The organism is Burkholderia sp. EMB26, assembly GCF_024730645.1.
Classification (GTDB): Bacteria; Pseudomonadota; Gammaproteobacteria; order Burkholderiales; family Burkholderiaceae; genus Burkholderia; species Burkholderia cenocepacia.
This window is the reverse complement of sequence record NZ_CP078070.1, coordinates 1,448,644-1,465,023: the sequence shown is the minus strand read 5'-3', so window position 1 is coordinate 1,465,023 and position 16,380 is coordinate 1,448,644. Positions and strand designations below refer to the sequence as shown.

13 protein-coding genes, 1 pseudogene and 1 other annotated feature are annotated in these 16,380 nt (G+C 60.6%); of the genes and pseudogenes, 2 read left to right on the top strand and 12 right to left on the bottom strand.

All coding sequences use genetic code 11. From position 1 onward, the window contains the following. Window positions 1–44 precede the first annotated feature (44 nt). Window positions 45–1,862, top strand: a complete 1,818-nt coding sequence (gene glmS, locus KU887_RS07025) for a glutamine--fructose-6-phosphate transaminase (isomerizing) (protein WP_196433218.1) — start codon at window positions 45–47, stop codon at window positions 1,860–1,862. Between the two features lie 296 nt (window positions 1,863–2,158). Here glmS and KU887_RS07020 read toward each other — a convergent pair whose 3' ends face one another. The 10 genes and pseudogenes from KU887_RS07020 to KU887_RS06975 form a co-directional block, all read right to left on the bottom strand. After that, window positions 2,159–2,719: a hemerythrin domain-containing protein gene (locus tag KU887_RS07020; protein ID WP_006492112.1), complete on the bottom strand. Its 561-nt coding sequence runs from the start codon at window positions 2,717–2,719 to the stop codon at window positions 2,159–2,161. Window positions 2,720–3,050: 331 nt separating this feature from the next. Then, window positions 3,051–3,230, bottom strand: a complete 180-nt coding sequence (locus KU887_RS07015; protein ID WP_077020057.1) for a hypothetical protein — start codon at window positions 3,228–3,230, stop codon at window positions 3,051–3,053. 88 nt (window positions 3,231–3,318) lie between these two features. Then, window positions 3,319–4,161: a formate/nitrite transporter family protein gene (locus KU887_RS07010; protein WP_077056232.1), complete on the bottom strand. Its 843-nt coding sequence runs from the start codon at window positions 4,159–4,161 to the stop codon at window positions 3,319–3,321. A gap of 333 nt (window positions 4,162–4,494) precedes the next feature. Then, window positions 4,495–5,847, bottom strand: coding sequence for a nitrate regulatory protein (locus KU887_RS07005; protein ID WP_258255350.1), 1,353 nt, complete (start codon window positions 5,845–5,847; stop codon window positions 4,495–4,497). A 127-nt stretch (window positions 5,848–5,974) separates the two neighbouring features. Continuing rightward, a pseudogene (locus tag KU887_RS07000) lies at window positions 5,975–6,739 on the bottom strand (IS3 family transposase); the annotation flags it as partial. Beyond that, window positions 6,418–6,534, bottom strand: a sequence feature (AL1L pseudoknot). Its footprint overlaps the pseudogene before it by 117 nt. Window positions 6,740–6,856: 117 nt before the next feature. Beyond that, on the bottom strand, window positions 6,857–7,447 hold the full coding sequence (locus KU887_RS06995; protein ID WP_227746363.1) for a suppressor of fused domain protein: 591 nt from the start codon (window positions 7,445–7,447) through the stop codon (window positions 6,857–6,859). 55 nt (window positions 7,448–7,502) lie between these two features. Then, window positions 7,503–7,919 carry an Imm70 family immunity protein gene (locus KU887_RS06990; protein ID WP_077056230.1) on the bottom strand — a complete coding sequence of 139 codons (417 nt, stop codon included), beginning with the start codon at window positions 7,917–7,919 and terminating at the stop codon, window positions 7,503–7,505. Window positions 7,920–7,922: 3 nt separating this feature from the next. Beyond that, window positions 7,923–9,665: a DUF4150 domain-containing protein gene (locus tag KU887_RS34570; RefSeq protein ID WP_080331214.1), complete on the bottom strand. Its 1,743-nt coding sequence runs from the start codon at window positions 9,663–9,665 to the stop codon at window positions 7,923–7,925. Then, window positions 9,658–11,001, bottom strand: coding sequence for a DUF2169 domain-containing protein (locus KU887_RS06980; RefSeq protein ID WP_060263189.1), 1,344 nt, complete (start codon window positions 10,999–11,001; stop codon window positions 9,658–9,660). The genes KU887_RS34570 and KU887_RS06980 overlap by 8 nt, the downstream gene beginning before the upstream one ends. An 11-nt stretch (window positions 11,002–11,012) precedes the next feature. Further along, window positions 11,013–13,124 carry a type VI secretion system Vgr family protein gene (locus tag KU887_RS06975; protein WP_258255348.1) on the bottom strand — a complete coding sequence of 704 codons (2,112 nt, stop codon included), beginning with the start codon at window positions 13,122–13,124 and terminating at the stop codon, window positions 11,013–11,015. A gap of 139 nt (window positions 13,125–13,263) precedes the next feature. On the opposite strand from KU887_RS06975, the gene tssF reads away from it, so the two are divergent. Continuing rightward, window positions 13,264–15,141: a type VI secretion system baseplate subunit TssF gene (gene tssF / locus KU887_RS06970; protein WP_062910791.1), complete on the top strand. Its 1,878-nt coding sequence runs from the start codon at window positions 13,264–13,266 to the stop codon at window positions 15,139–15,141. A 1-nt stretch (window position 15,142) separates the two neighbouring features. Here the strand turns inward: tssF and KU887_RS06965 are convergent, their stop codons facing one another. After that, complete coding sequence (locus tag KU887_RS06965) at window positions 15,143–15,715, bottom strand: hypothetical protein (RefSeq protein ID WP_043205777.1); 573 nt, start codon at window positions 15,713–15,715, stop codon at window positions 15,143–15,145. Between the two features lie 24 nt (window positions 15,716–15,739). Then, complete coding sequence (locus KU887_RS06960) at window positions 15,740–16,117, bottom strand: DUF3592 domain-containing protein (protein ID WP_012492498.1); 378 nt, start codon at window positions 16,115–16,117, stop codon at window positions 15,740–15,742. Window positions 16,118–16,380 lie beyond the last annotated feature (263 nt).

Genomic DNA, 16,380 nt, shown 5'->3' with positions numbered 1-16,380 from the left:
GCGTGCGCACGGTCCGGGGCAATCTACAGGGAAGGAGACGTGTCATGTGTGGCATCGTCGGCGCGGTCGCGCAACGGGATATCGTCCCGATTCTGATCGAAGGTTTGCGCCGCCTTGAATATCGCGGCTACGATTCATGCGGAGTGGCGACGGTCGTCAACGGCCAGGCACGCCGCGAGCGCAGCATGTCGCGCGTCGCCGATCTCGACGCGCACGTGCGCAGCGCCGGCCTGACCGGCAGCACCGGCATCGCGCACACGCGCTGGGCAACCCACGGCGCGCCGGCAACCTGCAACGCACATCCGATCTTTTCGCGCGACGAGATCGCGCTGGTGCACAACGGCATCATCGAGAATCACGAAACGTTGCGCAAGCAACTAGCCAACGAACACTACGAGTTCGACGGCCAGACCGACACCGAGGTGGTCGCGCACCTGATCCACAGCAAGTATCGCGGCGACCTGCTCGCCGCCGTACGCGACGCGACCTCGCAGCTGCACGGCGCGTACGCGATCGCGGTGTTCAGCAAGCACGAGCCGCAACGGCTGATCGGCGCACGCGCCGGCTCGCCGCTCGTCGTCGGCGTGAAGGACGGCGAATGCTATCTCGCGTCGGATGCGCTCGCGCTCGCCGGCATCACCGACCGCTTCATCTTTCTCGAGGAAGGCGACATCGTCGAGCTGACGCCGGGCGGCGTGCGGGTGCTCGATCGCAGCGGCGCACCGATCGAACGCGCGATACAGACCGTCTCGTCCGCGCAGGGCGTGGTCGAACTCGGGCCATACCGGCATTTCATGCAGAAGGAAATCTTCGAGCAGCCACAGGCCGTGGCGGCGACCATTCCCGATGCCGGGCTGTTCGACCCGGCCGTATTCGGCCCGGACGCCGCGCGCGCGTTCGAGCAGATCGACAACGTGCTGATCCTCGCGTGCGGCACGAGCCATTACTCGGGCCTGACTGCACGCCGCTGGCTCGAGACGATCGCGCGCATCCCCGCGCAGGTCGAGATTGCGAGCGAATACCGTTACAGCGACGCGCTCGCGATGCCGAATACGCTGGTGGTCAGCGTGTCGCAATCCGGCGAGACCGCCGACACGCTCGCCGCGCTCAAGTACGCGCAGGCGCTCGGTCACATCGACACGCTGGCGATCTGCAACGTGCCGACCAGTGCGATGATGCGCCAGACCGGCCTGCGCTTCCTGACCCGCGCCGGCCCGGAAATCGGCGTCGCGTCGACCAAGGCGTTCACGACGCAGCTCGTCGCGCTGTTCATTCTCGCCGTCACGCTCGGACGGCTGCGCGGCTACGTCGACGACGCGCAGCTCGCGCGTTATACGACGCAGTTGCGGCGCCTGCCTGGCGCGCTCGAGGACGTGCTCGGGCTGGAGCCGCAGATCGAGCGCTGGGCGGCGGAATTCTCGCAGCACGAAAACGCGCTCTTTCTCGGGCGCGGGCTGCACTACCCGATCGCGCTCGAAGGCGCGCTGAAGCTGAAGGAGATTTCATATATCCACGCGGAAGCGTATCCGGCGGGCGAGTTGAAACACGGGCCGCTCGCGCTCGTCACGCATACGATGCCGGTTGCCACGATCGCGCCGAACGATGCGCTGCTCGAAAAGCTCAAGTCGAACATGCAGGAAGTGCGGGCGCGCGGCGGGCAGCTTTACGTGTTCGCGGATGCCGATACGCGGATCGACAACGGCGAAGGCGTGTCGGTATTGCGGATGCCGGATTATTACGGGCTGCTGTCGCCGATTCTGCACGTCGTGCCGTTGCAGTTGCTCGCGTATCACGCGGCGTGCTTGCGCGGCGCGGATATCGACAAGCCGAGGAATCTGGCGAAATCGGTGACGGTGGAGTGATTCGTTTGCGCAATCCGGCGCGAAGCCGCGAAGATCACAAACTGGCCCGCCCTACACGATTCGAACGTGTAACCCACGGGTTAGAAGAACGCACGGCGTCACACTGATCGAGATGGATCGACCTCGCCTTGCGAGTTGGCATCGAAACCGGCAGCGGCTTCAGGGTCCGTCGACTGGCACCGAACGCAGGAATCCTCGCTGCGGGTTCAGCCTATCTGCAGCGACATCCCGCACCTCGTACGCTTCAGACATTGCCCGTGCCCGCGCGACACGGCACGGGTCCTTTTCGCTGGCAACTACTGAAATATCCGGGTCATCGGCCAAGTCCGGTCGCCCGCGTCTTTCGGTAGTCGGGCCTCCAGCTGCGCCTTTCGTTCGGCGAGCTTGAGTCCAAGTCCGACAAGGTCGAGTCCCGATGAGCGCAGTTCGGGAAAGAGCTCCGTCTCCTCTTCCTTGATGTGATGCCGGACGTTTTCCATCAGCACCGCGAAAGTGGCATCAAACCCTTCCATACCAGGCTTGAGGGTTTCGAATTTCTCGATGAGCGTCTTCACGAGAAAGTGCTCGACGTAGGCTTTGTCGACATCCTTTTGGGGGCCGCCGGACAGCGCATCGTGCGCAGCTGGGTAAAGAATCTGTTCCTCAATCATCGCGTGGACGGTCAATTTTTCGCAGGCGCGCCTAACGAGCGCGTGCTTGGCATCGAGGTCCTCGTCGGCGGTTTTTTCAAAGATCGTGAACAGCTTTTCGACCGCACGATGGTCAGACTCAAGTAGCGCGATAGCGCCGGTCGCTGACGGAGTGTCAGCTTCATCGCGGTCATGCTTGTGGCGCTGCGTCTCGTTCGTGTTCGCCATGGCTGGCCTCTGTCTAAAGGTGGATAACGGCCAGCCACTGGAGCAAAACTTGCACCTGCTCCCGAAAACGGGGCGGACGCCGCACTCGCCAAGGCAAGGTTTGATCCATGCTCAACGGTTACGGCGCCACAGGGCGGGTCGCATCGTGGCAAGAATCGGAAAAGTCAGGCGGTTCCCGGCCATGGAGCAGAGACGTTCCGCCTTGGGCGTCAACCACGAAATGGCACGCTCGGCACATCCCTACGCGGGTTGTAACGTTGAGCGCATTTGCGAGTGTCTCGACAGCCGCCCCGCTGCATAGCCCCAAACAAAGTCGTCACCGTTTGCGAAGTTACGTTGTCACTTCGCCGGGTGACGTCGACACCACGCGCGACCAGGTGACGCGTCTAGCTGGCGCCTCCACGAGTCGCTCGCCGAACCACTCGCGGCGCGCCGGCCGCTCGCGCTGCAGGGCGATTGTCCGGCGCGCGGCAACACTCGTCGGCGTGACCGTGATCGCGTCGTAGATCAACCCCGGCGCATCCGCCGACGTGAAGCTCGCCCGCCCCCGGTGCGTTTCCGCGCGTCGCCGGCGTTCAGTTGCGGCTTGCGCAGCGCGATCAGGCCTTGCGCGCGACGACACCCACCGGCGAAGCGGGCGCGCGTTTCGACGCGGTCTTGTAGTGCGTGCTGTACAGCGCCGCGCCGACGAACACCAGCCCGCCGACCAGGTTGCCGAGTACCGTCGGGATCTCGTTCCACAGCAGATAGTCGACGATCGTGAAGTGGGCGCCGAGCATCAGGCCGGACGGGAACAGGAACATGTTCACGACCGAGTGCTCGAAGCCCATGTAGAAGAACACGAGGATCGGCATCCACATCGCGATCACCTTGCCGGGTACGGACGTCGACATCATCGCGGCGACCACGCCGGTCGACACCATCCAGTTGCACATCACGCCACGCACGAACAGCGTGAGCATACCGGCGGCGCCGTGCGCCGCATAACCGAGCGTGCGTGCTTCGCCGATGCCGCCGATCTTCTGTCCGATTGCGTTCGGCGCTTCCGAGAAGCCGAATGTGAAGATGATCGCCATGAACAGCGCGACCGTCAGCGCGCCCGCGAAATTGCCGAAGAACACGAGCGTCCAGTTGCGGAACACGCCACCCCAGGTCGCGCCGGGCCGGCGATCGATCACCGCGAGCGGCGCGAGCGTGAAGACGCCGGTGAGCAGGTCGAAGCCCAGCAGGTACAGCATGCAGAATCCCACCGGAAACAGCAGCGAACCGGCCAGCGCGTTGCCGGTGTTGATGGTGATGCTGACCGCGAAGGCGGCTGCGAGCGCGAGGATCGCGCCCGCCATATACGCGCGAATCAGCGTATCGCGGGTCGACATCGACAGCTTCGATTCACCGGCATCGACCATCCTGGTGACGAATTCGTTGGGTGTGAGGTAGGCCATGGTATGCGCTCGTAAAGTTGGACGGGCAAAAAAAACGCGCCAGGCACTCGCTCGACATGCGAGTGCCTGGCGCGGACGCTGTTATCCACGTGATCGGCCGCCACGGTTCGACATGGCGTGATCGTCAGGCCGCCATTAGCCCGACGAGCGAGATGTTCGCAACTTTCATACCAGTGGCGGGGATATCGCGATGCAGGCCGGCGGGACCCGAGATGCCGGGGGGAAAGGCCGCAGCCGAACGCAGCGAATCGCACTCGCGCGGTGCGAACTGCACTTCGTGCACGCGCTTCGGGCGCCGCCGTGGTGCGTGAAGCGCGGTGCGGTGCGTTCCGGTCAGGTCGTGCCGTCGTCGTGCGGTGTCTCCGGCGCGCTTCGCTGCGTACGGCGTCGCGCGAAAGGCGCGTGCTCGTCGACGAATCGCTCGGGCGACGTCAGCGCGTCTTCCGCGATATCGGCAAGCGGCCGATTACCGTCCATCGACGCCTTCTGCAGCATCCGATACGCTTCGTCCTCCCGCAGGCTGAAGCGCGTCATCAGCGTATTTTTCGCGCACTGCACGAGCTTTCGCTCGTAGAGCGCTCGACGTGCCGCGTCGAGCTCGACCTCCGCGCCGGCCAGTCGCGCCGATTGCGCCTCCAGCAGGGATTTCAGGCTGGCGAGCGTCCCCGGGTCGGAGCCGGAGAGACGTCCCGGCAGCTCGTGAACCGCCGCGCGCGCCGACAACGGATCGCCGGCAAAGAACTGGGCGAGCGCCTGGATATGCGGGGGCGGATTGTTTCGCAACTGCGCCATCAGGCGCTCGGAGTCGCGCAGCGTTCGGTGCGCGTCGTCGATTCGCGCGTCGCACGTTTCCTGCACCTGCAGCGTCAGTGCAATCTGAAGGTGCCAGAGATCATCGATGCGGGCGCTCGCGGCGTCGAACCATGCTTCGCTCAGGCCGGCATCGAGCGCATCGCCGGCGTGCACCGTGCACAGTACGCGGCGCAGCTTCTCGAGCGCCGCCATGTGCGGCTCCGTCAGGCGGGTTTCCCACCATGCGTTTTGCGCCGTGCTTGCGAAGCTCGCGAAGACTTCGAGACTGCGCTCCTGCGCGGCTATCAGATACAGCAGGCGCTGCTGCTGGTCCGCCGAAAACGAGCCCGCCGCAAACATGTGCGCACCGACGGCGCGTTCCTGTCCCGCTTCTTCCTTGCCCTCGACGACATGGACGAGGGCAATCAGCATGCGCGACACCGACGGATCCGCCCCGCTATCGGCAAACTGGAAAATCAGCTCTACCAGGCCGCCGATCACGGTACTGAAAGCCTGGACCGAATCCGGCGCCGACAGCGCAAGATGGTCGATCTGTTCGCGCAGCACATCCAGCGATTCCAGGTCGAGCAGCACCCAGGCGATCAGCGACAGCAGGCGCGACGTCGAGCCGCGTGCGGGCGTCAGCTCCCGATCCAGGCGCTCGCGCAACTGCGCGACGAGCGGCGCCGATTCGCCGCGCGAAGCCGCGTGTTCGGCGACAAAGCGCTTCCCGCTCGACGCCAGATAGATGCTGGTGGCGCCGCGCTCGCGCTGCAGCGCATGGATCAGGCGGCCGAGCAGGTCGACCAATTCGATCTGCTCGGCCAGCTGGCGCAGCGACGCGATTTCCTGCTGCTTGGCGAGCAGCGCGAATTGCAGGGCAGTGGCGGGCATGGTGAATACTGACCGTAGACAGGGACTCGGTTCAGTGTAGTGCGGACAATATTCGTTATTTTTACGCGTTGGATGTCAAGATTCGTGACGAAGGCGCGGTCCGCAACGAGGCGATCTATCTGGCGCCGTCCGTGGTCATCGACGAACTGACGCGCCAGCCAACAATACGGCGGGCGAATACGTCGATCACGAACGCGACGTAAAGCCAGCCTTGCCACGTCGAAGCGTACGTGAAGTCCGACACCCAGAGCTGATTCGGCCGCTGCGCGTTGAATTGCCGGTTGACCCGGTCAAGCGGGCGCGGTGCGCTCTTGTCGGCGATCGTGGTGCGAATCCGTTTGCCGCGAACCTCACCACGCAGACCTTGCAGCTTCATCAGCCGACCGACCGTGCAGCGCGCGACCACAATGCCCTCGCGGTTCATCTGCTTCCAGACCTTCGGCACGCCATAGACTGCATGTTGGCCTGCCAGACACGCCTGATCTCGGGTTGCAGAATCTCATCGCGTTTCGCGCGGGCGCTGCGTCTGGACGGATCGCGAAGCTGTGCCGCATGGCATCGGCAGCCCGACGGGGCGCTCCGCAAGACCTTGCAGATCGGCTCGCCCCCGAAGGTGTCGCGATGCTGATCGACGAACGCCGTCAGGACTTGAAACGGCGGTCGAGTTCCGCCTGGGCAAAAAACGCGCTCGCAACCTTGCGAATCTCGTTGGCACGACGCAGTTCCTTGACCTCGCGCTCCAGGGCCTTCAGCCGTTCGCGTTCGTCAGTGGTCACGCCATCGCGCTCCCCTGGTCAACCTGATCACGCTTGATCCATTCGTGCAGCGTCTGCGGCGTACACCCAATCATCGGCGCAATCGACTCGACCGCTGCCCACATCGCCGGATGTTCGGCGGCGAAGCGCAGGCGTTAGGTTGCCCAGACAGATGAGTCGTAGCTGCGCAGATGCTGAGCTCCGTCGACTGGACGCGCGAACCGGCCCAAACGGCTTTGCAGGCAAACGTAGCTTTACTTCAACGAAGATCGATACAAGTCAAATACATCTACATCCGCTTGTTCAAGCAAATCTTCAAATTCACTATCCCCGCGCGTGCGGAGGATCTCAAGTTCTGCATCAGAAATAGGGATTCCTTGCAACCAATTGACTTTCTCTCCGCTCTCCAAGTCAAGTTGCTTGAAATGCCCGTCATTCCACAGAAACGGTGCTGTCAGATACAGATGTGGGACTAACGTGTCGCTGTAGCATTCCGCGACATACCCTTCCAGCACGCCCCCTGGCATCACCGCCCACCGTGATCGCATTAGCGCAAAAGCAGCAAACGCAAGCACATTTGGCCAGTGCTCAATATCAGCGGGCATTGCACCACACAACTCAACACGAGTCCCTAACTCCGTCTCGCCGCCAAGAGCAGTCTCAAAGAGACCTATCGTGCTGTAAGACACGAGATCGGGGTCAGGCGAGTCCGCGACTGAGAGTACGTCGACCGCCATGGGCAAGTCATCGTGCAGATATTCCTGCACCTTGGGCATGCCGTCGAACACCGACAAGGCGTGCCGCCCCACAGCTTTTCGGCCAGCAGAAATTGGGCCTTTTGTCATGTCACGATTCGAGATGAGCGCTCACGGTTGAAGCACGATGCGTAAACGAGATAGACTAAATCTCTTCAATCACAACATCCGCTTTATTCTTCAGCGCATCATCAAAAGCTTCAATCAACAGATCAAACAAATCGCGCCCCGTACTAGATACAAAGTAATTACCCATCGAAGTAATATCTGAACTAATATCCGCCCCCCAAGGAGGTTGCTTGGTTCGATCTTCATAATCCCATATTACCGAAGAGGGCGGAAAATTATTCAACTCTTCACGAATTTTCTTCAACTCCTCTAGCGCCTGCCCAACGTGCTCCGCTGGCACACGCCCCTCATAAAACTCTTTCGATATAACGGGAAACTTGGTTCCCGGACCGTTGGACTCCAAGAGCCCCCAGATTGTGGAAAAGAACGAGTTAAAAAAGCTCGATGCTCCGACCTCGTCAACTATCGATCCGACTCGTACGCCAACTGACATGTGCTACCTCAATATGGTAATGTTACTTGGCTGAATTATACCGTTACTGCGCGTGGAGATTGACTGAATAACGTTTTGCAGCTCACCACGACTGACTACTTGACCACGAATATCTACAAAAAGCGATTGGACGGTATCCGGAGGCAATTGTTGCGCACGATAGATCGCCTGATTCGATACGTTATCGATCAATCGTTCCTGGCCTGCGGGCGTCTCAATATTGTAGTTCTTCACTTCAACGCTCGAACCATCTTTATACCAGTCAGGACGTGTGCTTCCTTTGGTGCCATAGGGAACCTCTTTCCCGTCCTTGAAGGACCTTTGTTCTTTGTATCCTTGCCCGAGTTTCTTCCCTACATCCTTCTCACTCTGCCTCCAAGACGGCCTCTTAGGCTTGGCTTGGACTTTCAGTCCATCTCCCGCAGGTTTTGCGTTGGCCTCCCCTGCGGCTTTCGCTGCATCAGCGGTCGCCTCGGTTGTCTCGCCTCCCTTCGCCGCCGCACCTCCAATGTCAGAGGCCTTGCCTGCTTGGCCAGCCGCCTCGGCAACCTCGCCAGTCTTCCCAGCCGCGTTCGCAACCTCTCCCGTTTTTCCCGCGACATTTGCAACGTCAGCAAGCTCGCCTGCCTTTCCGGCAACATTCACCGCCTCGCCAACCTTGCCTGCCACATTCCCCGCTTCGCCGACCTTGCCGGCAGCACCAACACCACCAACAAACAATCCGCCGATGTCGACCGCGCCGCGCCCCAGCGCCTCACCATAGTTGCCCTGGCTCCACGCCTCCATATACGGCTTGGTGATGCCATCGACGATCGCGCCAGGATGATCGTAGATCGCCTGCGCCGTCTTTCCGGCTGAGTCCAACGTCTGCGAGTACCCGTGGTAGTCGTATAACCCTGTCAGATCAGACAGACCCTCAGCAGCCTGCGACACTGGCGATAGCTTGGCCGCTCCGACCGCCAGCCCGCCCAAGCCCTTCGCCATGTCCCACACCGCGCCGCCGGCCCCCTTGAAGAACCCGCCAACTTGATGCATGACGCCCTTCTCGGGTGGCGGATTCGCATCCCCCACGACGTTCCCGCTCGCATCCACCGAGCTACCCGGCGCGGGCGCAGTTACGTAAGTGCCCGTACAGTTGCCGGAGTTCATCGTGCACGGGTCACCGTCACGAATAACGGGATGGCCACCCGCGCGAACCGTCGTGCTTCCCTTCGTCGGCTTGGTCTCGCCTCCCACCGTGCCGGAACGTACCCCATCGGCTGAGCCCGCTTCGTCGCCCGTACATGTCGGGACCACGCTCTGATCGAGCACGTACGCCGGCTTGCCGTTGAATCGCACGCTCGGCACGACGCCCGACGACCCGCTCAGATCCGACACGACCTGATAGGGTACCGGTGGTGTCGAGCTGCCCATCGGAGTCTTGCACACATCGGGCGTGCTACTCACGGCCTTGAAGCTGCCGTCCTGCCTCGACGCAATCCGATTGCCCTTGGAGAAGTGATCGGACGGCTGCGCCTGATCCTGCGGCTTATAGACGCCCGTTTCAAAGCGCCTCTGGACTGACTTCCCCGCTTCATCGAATATATCGCGCAGGTCCGGGCGATCGCTCCACGGATTCGGCGTATTCCACAAAGAGTCGAGATTTTTTACTGCGTCACGAGCCTGCTCCACACTCTGGATGTTGAAATGCTCCCGAAAAACGTCACCCGCATCTCCGGTGATGGTGACCGTTAGTGGTTCAGCCATGCCGCACCTCCGCCGGATCGACCGCGTTACCCGACGATGTCGCGGCAAGCCGCTCCAGCCCCGCCCGGTCGACAAACCTTGCCTCGAAGCGCTGCGCACGCACTGATTTCATCAGCGTTGCGCGCCACGCCAACGTCACCACGGGGTTCGCTGCGTCCGACACATCAACTGACAACGTATCGAGCAGCAGCGGCGCGAACTTGAGCGACTGGTCGGTGTAGACCCATCCCATCGGTAGATGGCCTGGCAAGGCGATGCGCAGGATCGTATTGCCCCGTTCGCCGACGGTCGATCCGGGCGTGCCAACTGGAACAAGATTCGTCAGCACGATCGTCTCGTCACCCTTCAGGTGCGGCACCTGCATCTGTGGGTGCGCGCCATTCCAGTACCTGAACTGAAAATCGTCCGGCAAGCCCGGATGGCGCTCAGCGAGCCACTGGTCATCGTACGTGCCAGCAAGCTCACGCCTCGATTTCCACGCCTTCCCGACGATACCGACGCCAGCCGGATGCAGCGACGGAGGCGCCTGCCCATTCACAGCTGCGAGCCACGCTTGTATTGAGATGGGTTCGCTGCTGGCTTCGATCTGCGGAGCAGCGACCCGCTGCAGCTTCGTCGCATCAAGGAACCAACGTTCAGCAAATCCCAGACCGATCGGATTGTTTTCGCAGGCCGTATGCGCCACCGGGACGTTATCTTGATCGGGATGCGCAGCCTGCTGCTTGTCATCGAGCCGAGATGCCTTCGGCACACGTTTCGCAGCCGGATCCTGCGCGTCGATCCGACACTGCCCGCCCCATGCGTATTCGTAACGCATAGGCAGCGCTGCGATTGGCTCAGGCGGCGTCAACCACCAGTCGATGGGACGCACGATGCCGAGCGAGGCGATCTTCACGAGTCGGTTCATGCTTCGACCAAACGTCGATCGTCGAGCAAAGTACCTTGGGCCGGTCACGAACAACCTACGATCTAGCAGGACTTTCGTCGTCGGCACACCCGTGTCGTTGTTGGATCGCATGGGTGCCGACACAATTCGAATGCCCGCTGCGAATCGCGGCAACGATCGCCCCTGCGGCGCATAGGCCGTCCCGTTGATGAGTACATCGCAAAGCGGTTTATATGGCGCGAGATCGCTTTCCTCTGCCACGCTGGACTGATTCGGCTCGCCGTGGAAACGATCTGATGTCGCGAGCGGTCTCTGCTCCTGTGCAAGCATCAACACGCCGTCTCGCAGCTCGAAAGTCTGGCGCAAGACAACGGTATGGAACGATGCGCCGTCCGGCGCAAACGACTCGAACGCCAATGCCGGGAAAGGCGTGTGATTGGAGAACTCCATCGCCGCTCCCGTCAGTTGACGTCAACATCCTTGCCGTTGATCTGCACCGGCCCTGAGCCCTCGATTAGCAGTTGCGTGCCGCGCAGCGTGATGTGTCCGTTGCTCTCCATAATGAGCACCGAGCTACCGGTCTTGAGCTCGATACGGTCGCCAGCCGTGATCGTGTACGTCTTGCCGACCATCGTGGTCTTCGACAGGCCGACTTCTTCAGCGCTAGCCAGCCCCGCCGACGTGTTGACTGCGCCGGCCACTGTCACCTGATAGCCGCCGCCCACGGTCAGTGCTTTTGCAAGCCCCACCGTCTCCGTCGACGTCAGCGCAATCAGGAGATTCTCCATCCCTTGGATGGTCTCGTTCCGGTTGCCGCCGACCGTCAGCGTCTCGTTGTTACCAACGGTCTCGGTGCGATCCACCCCAATGTGAATCGTCTCGTTGTTGTCGACCGTTTCCGTACGATCGTGACCGACGTGCACAGTCTCATCGTGATCGATGTTCTTGGTGCGGTCGTTACCTACCCAATGCGACTCATCGTGCTCGACCTCGATGCGCTGATCCTTCTCGGCGTGAAGCCAGACCTCTTCCTCACCCTTCTTGTCCTCGAAGCGGATCGCATTGGCCGTGTTGACGTTACCGGTCTTGGTCGAACGCGTCAGAATCCCGCTCTGTGTCGCGTTGGCTGGCAACGCCCACGGCGGCATGTTCTGCGAGTTGTAAACGCGCGACGTCACGAGGGGACGGTCCGGATTTCCATCAAGGAAACTCACGACCACCTCATCCCCGATTCGCGGGATCTGAATCATCCCGAAACCGCTACCCGCCCACGGCTGGCTCACGCGCACCCAGCAGGAACTCCCTTGGTCGCGTTTGCCGAGACGATCCCAGTGGAACTGCACCTTCACCCGGCCGAGACTATCCGTATAAATCTCCTCGCCTTTCGGACCTACGACGATCGCCGTCTGCGGCCCGACGATCGTCGGACGCTCGCCCTCGAATGCCGGACGGTACGGAATTTTCTTGCGAATGCAGGTGAAGCTGCATGAATACGCAGAAGTCCCCTCGCCAGGCTCGTAGTTGTTCGTGCCTGTGTGCGACACAGTCAGCAACAGGAATTGCCGGTCTTCCTGTTTGGTACTGGCGTGATCGTAGTGGTCGTCCAGCTCGAAGTATCGGCACGGCATCATCCGCCGACCCGTCGTCACCCCGACGAACGTTTTGCTGTGTGCAGCCAGCGCTTCCGTCCGGAAGCGCGCGAGCTCTTCGCCCCGATCACTGTCAGCGAAACCATGCTCGCCGAGGTAGTCGTAGATCTCGTAGGACGGTACGTCGCCTTGATTGACTTCCGTGCCGCCCGACACGAATCGCCGGGCATGAGGAATTTTGTAGTCGAACGTTTTCAGTCCGACCGTGTCCGGTGCAAGCTGACGCTGTGCTTGAAATGACGTGATGACGGCGAGATTGTCCATCGCCTCGCCCTGATTGTATTGCAGCGATGGACTGCGCCCGTCGATCGGCTTCGCGGTCACCGAGTTATCGGCGATGATCAGCTTGTGCCCATCCTTCGCATGCTCGAAGTAATAGAACAAGCCATCCTCTCGCATCAGCCGTTCGACGAAAGCAAGATCCGTCTCACGGTACTGCGTGCAATAGCTGCGATTCTGCGTTCCTTTCGAGAGCCGGAATTCGAACGACGCGAGCTTGCCGTACTCCCGAAACACGCGCGCGAGAATCGCCTCTGTGTTCTCTTCCTGAAAGATCCGAATGTCCTGTCGGCGAGAGAGCATCCAGAGCCACGGCAGGATCGTTGCGCTATACATCGCAAAACCACCATCGGTGTCGAGATGCGAAAACGCCGCGACGTACCCGTGGAAGTAACGCTCTTCCGAGCTGGCGAGCGCATCGGTCAACTGCAACGTGATTGTCACAGGTTGGCCGATCAACTTCTTCAGCTCGATATTCTTGTCTTGCGACGCGAGCCGGACATGCATCTCGAAATTCTGAGATAACCCCTCGGTACAATGGAAATCGACGAGCACGAGATCCGATCGACCTTTCAATGGCGTTTCAATCGTAAACAGGCGATTGCTCTGGAGCTGGAAGAAGCTCGCAATTTCGGACATTTGCATATATAGCCTCGGAATCTCTCAGCGGAGGGGCAATTTTTTGTCGGCGCGGCCATTTTAATATGCCTGCGCGCCATTTTGACTAGATGTCGGCTCCGGAAAACGGGGACCGATTATCGCGGATTATTGAATATTGCAGCGAATGGACCATCTGCTGTCACATTACGAACGTGAAGTCGGACTGCTTGCACGCAGTCTGGCGGACTTTGCTCGACGCTTTCCGAAGATTGCAGCACGCCTGGGCATGTCTGGTGGCCACGTCGAAGACCTGCACGTCGACCGAATGGTACAGACGTTCGCGCTGCTAGCGGCTCGTGTCGATGCGAAGCTTGATGACGATTATCCGCAATTCACCGAGGCACTTCTCGAAATTGCCTATCCGCACTATCTGCGCACGGTCCCGTCATGCGCGGTTGCCTCGTTCGACCCATCGGTTCTGTTCGGTCAGCTTACCGAACCGCTGACGATAGCGCGCGGCACGATGCTGGACGCCAATGCCGCACCGTGCCGCTTCCGTACACTCTACGACGTCACGTTATCGCCGTTGCGTATTTACTCGGCACGCTATTCATCAGCGACGCTCGCGCCAGCAGCGGCGCGCATCCCGGCAGAAGTGACGGGGATCATTTCGATTACCTTTACAAGCGAATCCGCGTCGCAAGCATTCGATGACGCCATTCCGTCCACCCCAGTGCGGGTACATCTGTCCGGAGAGCGGCCGCTCGTCGCTGCGCTTTCCGATACGCTGTTGCTTCGTGCATCGGCCGCCTACGTGGAGGTGGACGAAAGCGGACGCTGGACCCGCTTGTCGAAAGTCCCCATTGAGGCGGCCGGCTTTGCCGATGGCGAGCGATTGTTGCCGAAGCAAGACGATACAAGCGCACAATCGTTCAGGCATCTGATCGAGTATTTTGCCTTCCCCGAGAAGTTTGATTTCGTCGACATCGACCTGGGTCGAATGCGTCGCGCCGCGCGCGCCGAAGCAGCTCGACGACTGACGCTTCACGTCGCCGTGCAAGGCACCGCCCATGATTCCGGCACCGCTCAGATCCTGGCAACGCTGAACACCAGCACGTTCCGATTGTTTTGCACACCGGTCGTCAACCTGTTCGAACGCGCGGCAACGCCTATCCAGCTAACCAGTCACGATGCCACCTATCCGATCACGCCGACCCCGTTGGCAACCGGCATTCCGCTGAGCGTCTACTCGGTTGAGGCCGTGTATCTGGGCGAGCGTACGAAGTCGGGCGAAGACAAGGCCGCCATCGCTTCACATGCGGCACCGCGCACGCAGGTGTGGCCGTATCGTGCATTCAGTCACGCGCGGCCCATGGATTCGTCCGCCATCTATTGGCTGGCCTACCGAGATCCGGAGACCATGCCGGACGGCGCGCTGGCGGAATCGCAACTGGCGTTGGTCGACTTAAAGGGTCAAACCGCTCATCCGCGACACCCTCAGGTCGATGTCGATGTCCTGGCAACCAACGGAGCAATGCCGTCCCGGTTGCCGATCGGGGCCCCCGATAGCGATCTTCTGTACGAGGGTTCGGCATTGGCGTGCCCGATCATGCTGCTCTCCCGCCCCACCTTGCCGGCTGCCTTGCCGCGGGGCGGTGCACTTTGGCGCGTCCTGTCGGCACTGGCGCCGCATCCGCTCGACCTGACGCGGACCGGACTACCCGCGCTGAAGGAGTTTCTCCGTTTCCATGCTCCGCGTTCCAGCGTGGTTGCCCAACGCTGCATCGACGCGATCGCATCTCTCGACTGCAAACCAGCGATCAGGTGGATGTCTCTCGACAATCACTTCCCGTCATTTGTTCGCGGTGTGGAGATCCTGCTTTCGTTCTCCGAGGCGGCGACACGAGATGTCAGCCTGCATCGGTTCTCGGCTGTCATGGACCGATTCTTCGGCCCGTACGCTCAGTCAAACAGCTACGTTCAACTCGTCGTGTTGTCGGCCGAGAGCGGCAAGGAGCTGTTGCGATGCGCTCCACGCCCTGGGACACAACCGCTGGTATAGGTCAGTGGAGATAGCCAGCCAGAATCCCCCCACCCACACCAGCTTGAAAGCCAGCCGTTCGACCGTGCATATATAGCAGCGCCGGAGCATTCGCAACGGCGTCCGCCAAAATCATCGACATGGCCGGGCTTGTCAAGCCCAACGCAAGCATTGCCGGATTGATGCCCAACAGCATCACAGTCGCTCCCTGTGCGACAACCACCCCACCGTAACCGTCGAGATAAACGGTTCCGCCTTGCAAATCCGACCGCGTAAGTTCACTGCCCTTGAATGCACTGGTCATGTAAACGGTCCCATGACTCGGGAAATCATACGTCGAGCCAGCAGCACTTGCATCATGGCTACCGAAGTTCGGCAATTTCAATTCTGGGATTGTGAACCTCGGCAATTTGATTTTCGGAATCCTGGCGCCCCAGCCGTAACCAATACCCACACCACCGTAGTAGAAGCTTTGCGAATGTTTCTGTGGATCAGTGAGAATGATATTCCCCCCCGTCGCAACTACGATGTCAACGCTCACCCCACCGCCCGCGCCAGTGTCATATTTCCACTTGCTCTTTCGAAGATACGACATACGCCCTCTCTCTTCTGCTTCTCGTTATGTTCGTGACGGCAGATTCATAATCCCGCACACGATTGCAACTGCACCCATGAAGGCAAAAACAATCGTCGAATCCCAGATCGCGGCGAAGACATTCATCGTTGCGCTGCCATCAGGATCGTCGGCCTGGTACCGCACCTCGACTCGCTGACCGAGCTCCACTTTCGTGACAATCCCGCCTTGCGGATACGAAATCTGCTGTCCTGTCTTGGTGGTGAATTGAATCTCGGGATGGTATCCGCCAGCATTGAGCTTAACGACGAGGCCCGGTACCACAATCGATGTTCGAAGAAATTCTCTAGTCGACTGTGCGCTGATTGCAGCAGCGACAAGAAGGCCCACCCCAATCACAATGGCACTGATGCCCTTAAACATGACGCCCTCGTTTACATTCCCTACAATTATTCGGGTGCTCCATGCTGATCGTATCAGCCTGCCAAATTCTAAAACATCCTCACCTGGACGCCAGACTGTCCGGCTGGTGCGCTATCAGGCCTTCGGCAAGTGGCGCGCTTGCGAATGGTCTCCGAGATCGAGGATGGGTTGTGTTCATTTCGGGAGCCGTAAGTTGGTTTGGAATTGGGCAAGCAGCGCTCCACTACAAATCGTGGCAAGTGGCGCCCTTCGCCTGCCTAGCC

What these genes read in the sequence shown, in the direction of transcription:
- KU887_RS06980 (WP_060263189.1), bottom strand. Translation starts at nt 11,001, where the DNA reads ATGGAGTTCTCCAATCACACGCCTTTCCCGGCATTGGCGTTCGAGTCG.
- KU887_RS06995 (WP_227746363.1), bottom strand. Translation starts at nt 7,447, where the DNA reads ATGACAAAAGGCCCAATTTCTGCTGGCCGAAAAGCTGTGGGGCGGCAC.
- KU887_RS06975 (WP_258255348.1), bottom strand. Translation starts at nt 13,124, where the DNA reads ATGCAAATGTCCGAAATTGCGAGCTTCTTCCAGCTCCAGAGCAATCGC.
- KU887_RS34570 (WP_080331214.1), bottom strand. Translation starts at nt 9,665, where the DNA reads ATGGCTGAACCACTAACGGTCACCATCACCGGAGATGCGGGTGACGTT.
- glmS (WP_196433218.1), top strand. Translation starts at nt 45, where the DNA reads ATGTGTGGCATCGTCGGCGCGGTCGCGCAACGGGATATCGTCCCGATT.
- KU887_RS07010 (WP_077056232.1), bottom strand. Translation starts at nt 4,161, where the DNA reads ATGGCCTACCTCACACCCAACGAATTCGTCACCAGGATGGTCGATGCC.
- tssF (WP_062910791.1), top strand. Translation starts at nt 13,264, where the DNA reads ATGGACCATCTGCTGTCACATTACGAACGTGAAGTCGGACTGCTTGCA.
- KU887_RS07020 (WP_006492112.1), bottom strand. Translation starts at nt 2,719, where the DNA reads ATGGCGAACACGAACGAGACGCAGCGCCACAAGCATGACCGCGATGAA.
- KU887_RS07005 (WP_258255350.1), bottom strand. Translation starts at nt 5,847, where the DNA reads ATGCCCGCCACTGCCCTGCAATTCGCGCTGCTCGCCAAGCAGCAGGAA.
- KU887_RS06990 (WP_077056230.1), bottom strand. Translation starts at nt 7,919, where the DNA reads ATGTCAGTTGGCGTACGAGTCGGATCGATAGTTGACGAGGTCGGAGCA.
- KU887_RS06965 (WP_043205777.1), bottom strand. Translation starts at nt 15,715, where the DNA reads ATGTCGTATCTTCGAAAGAGCAAGTGGAAATATGACACTGGCGCGGGC.
- KU887_RS06960 (WP_012492498.1), bottom strand. Translation starts at nt 16,117, where the DNA reads ATGTTTAAGGGCATCAGTGCCATTGTGATTGGGGTGGGCCTTCTTGTC.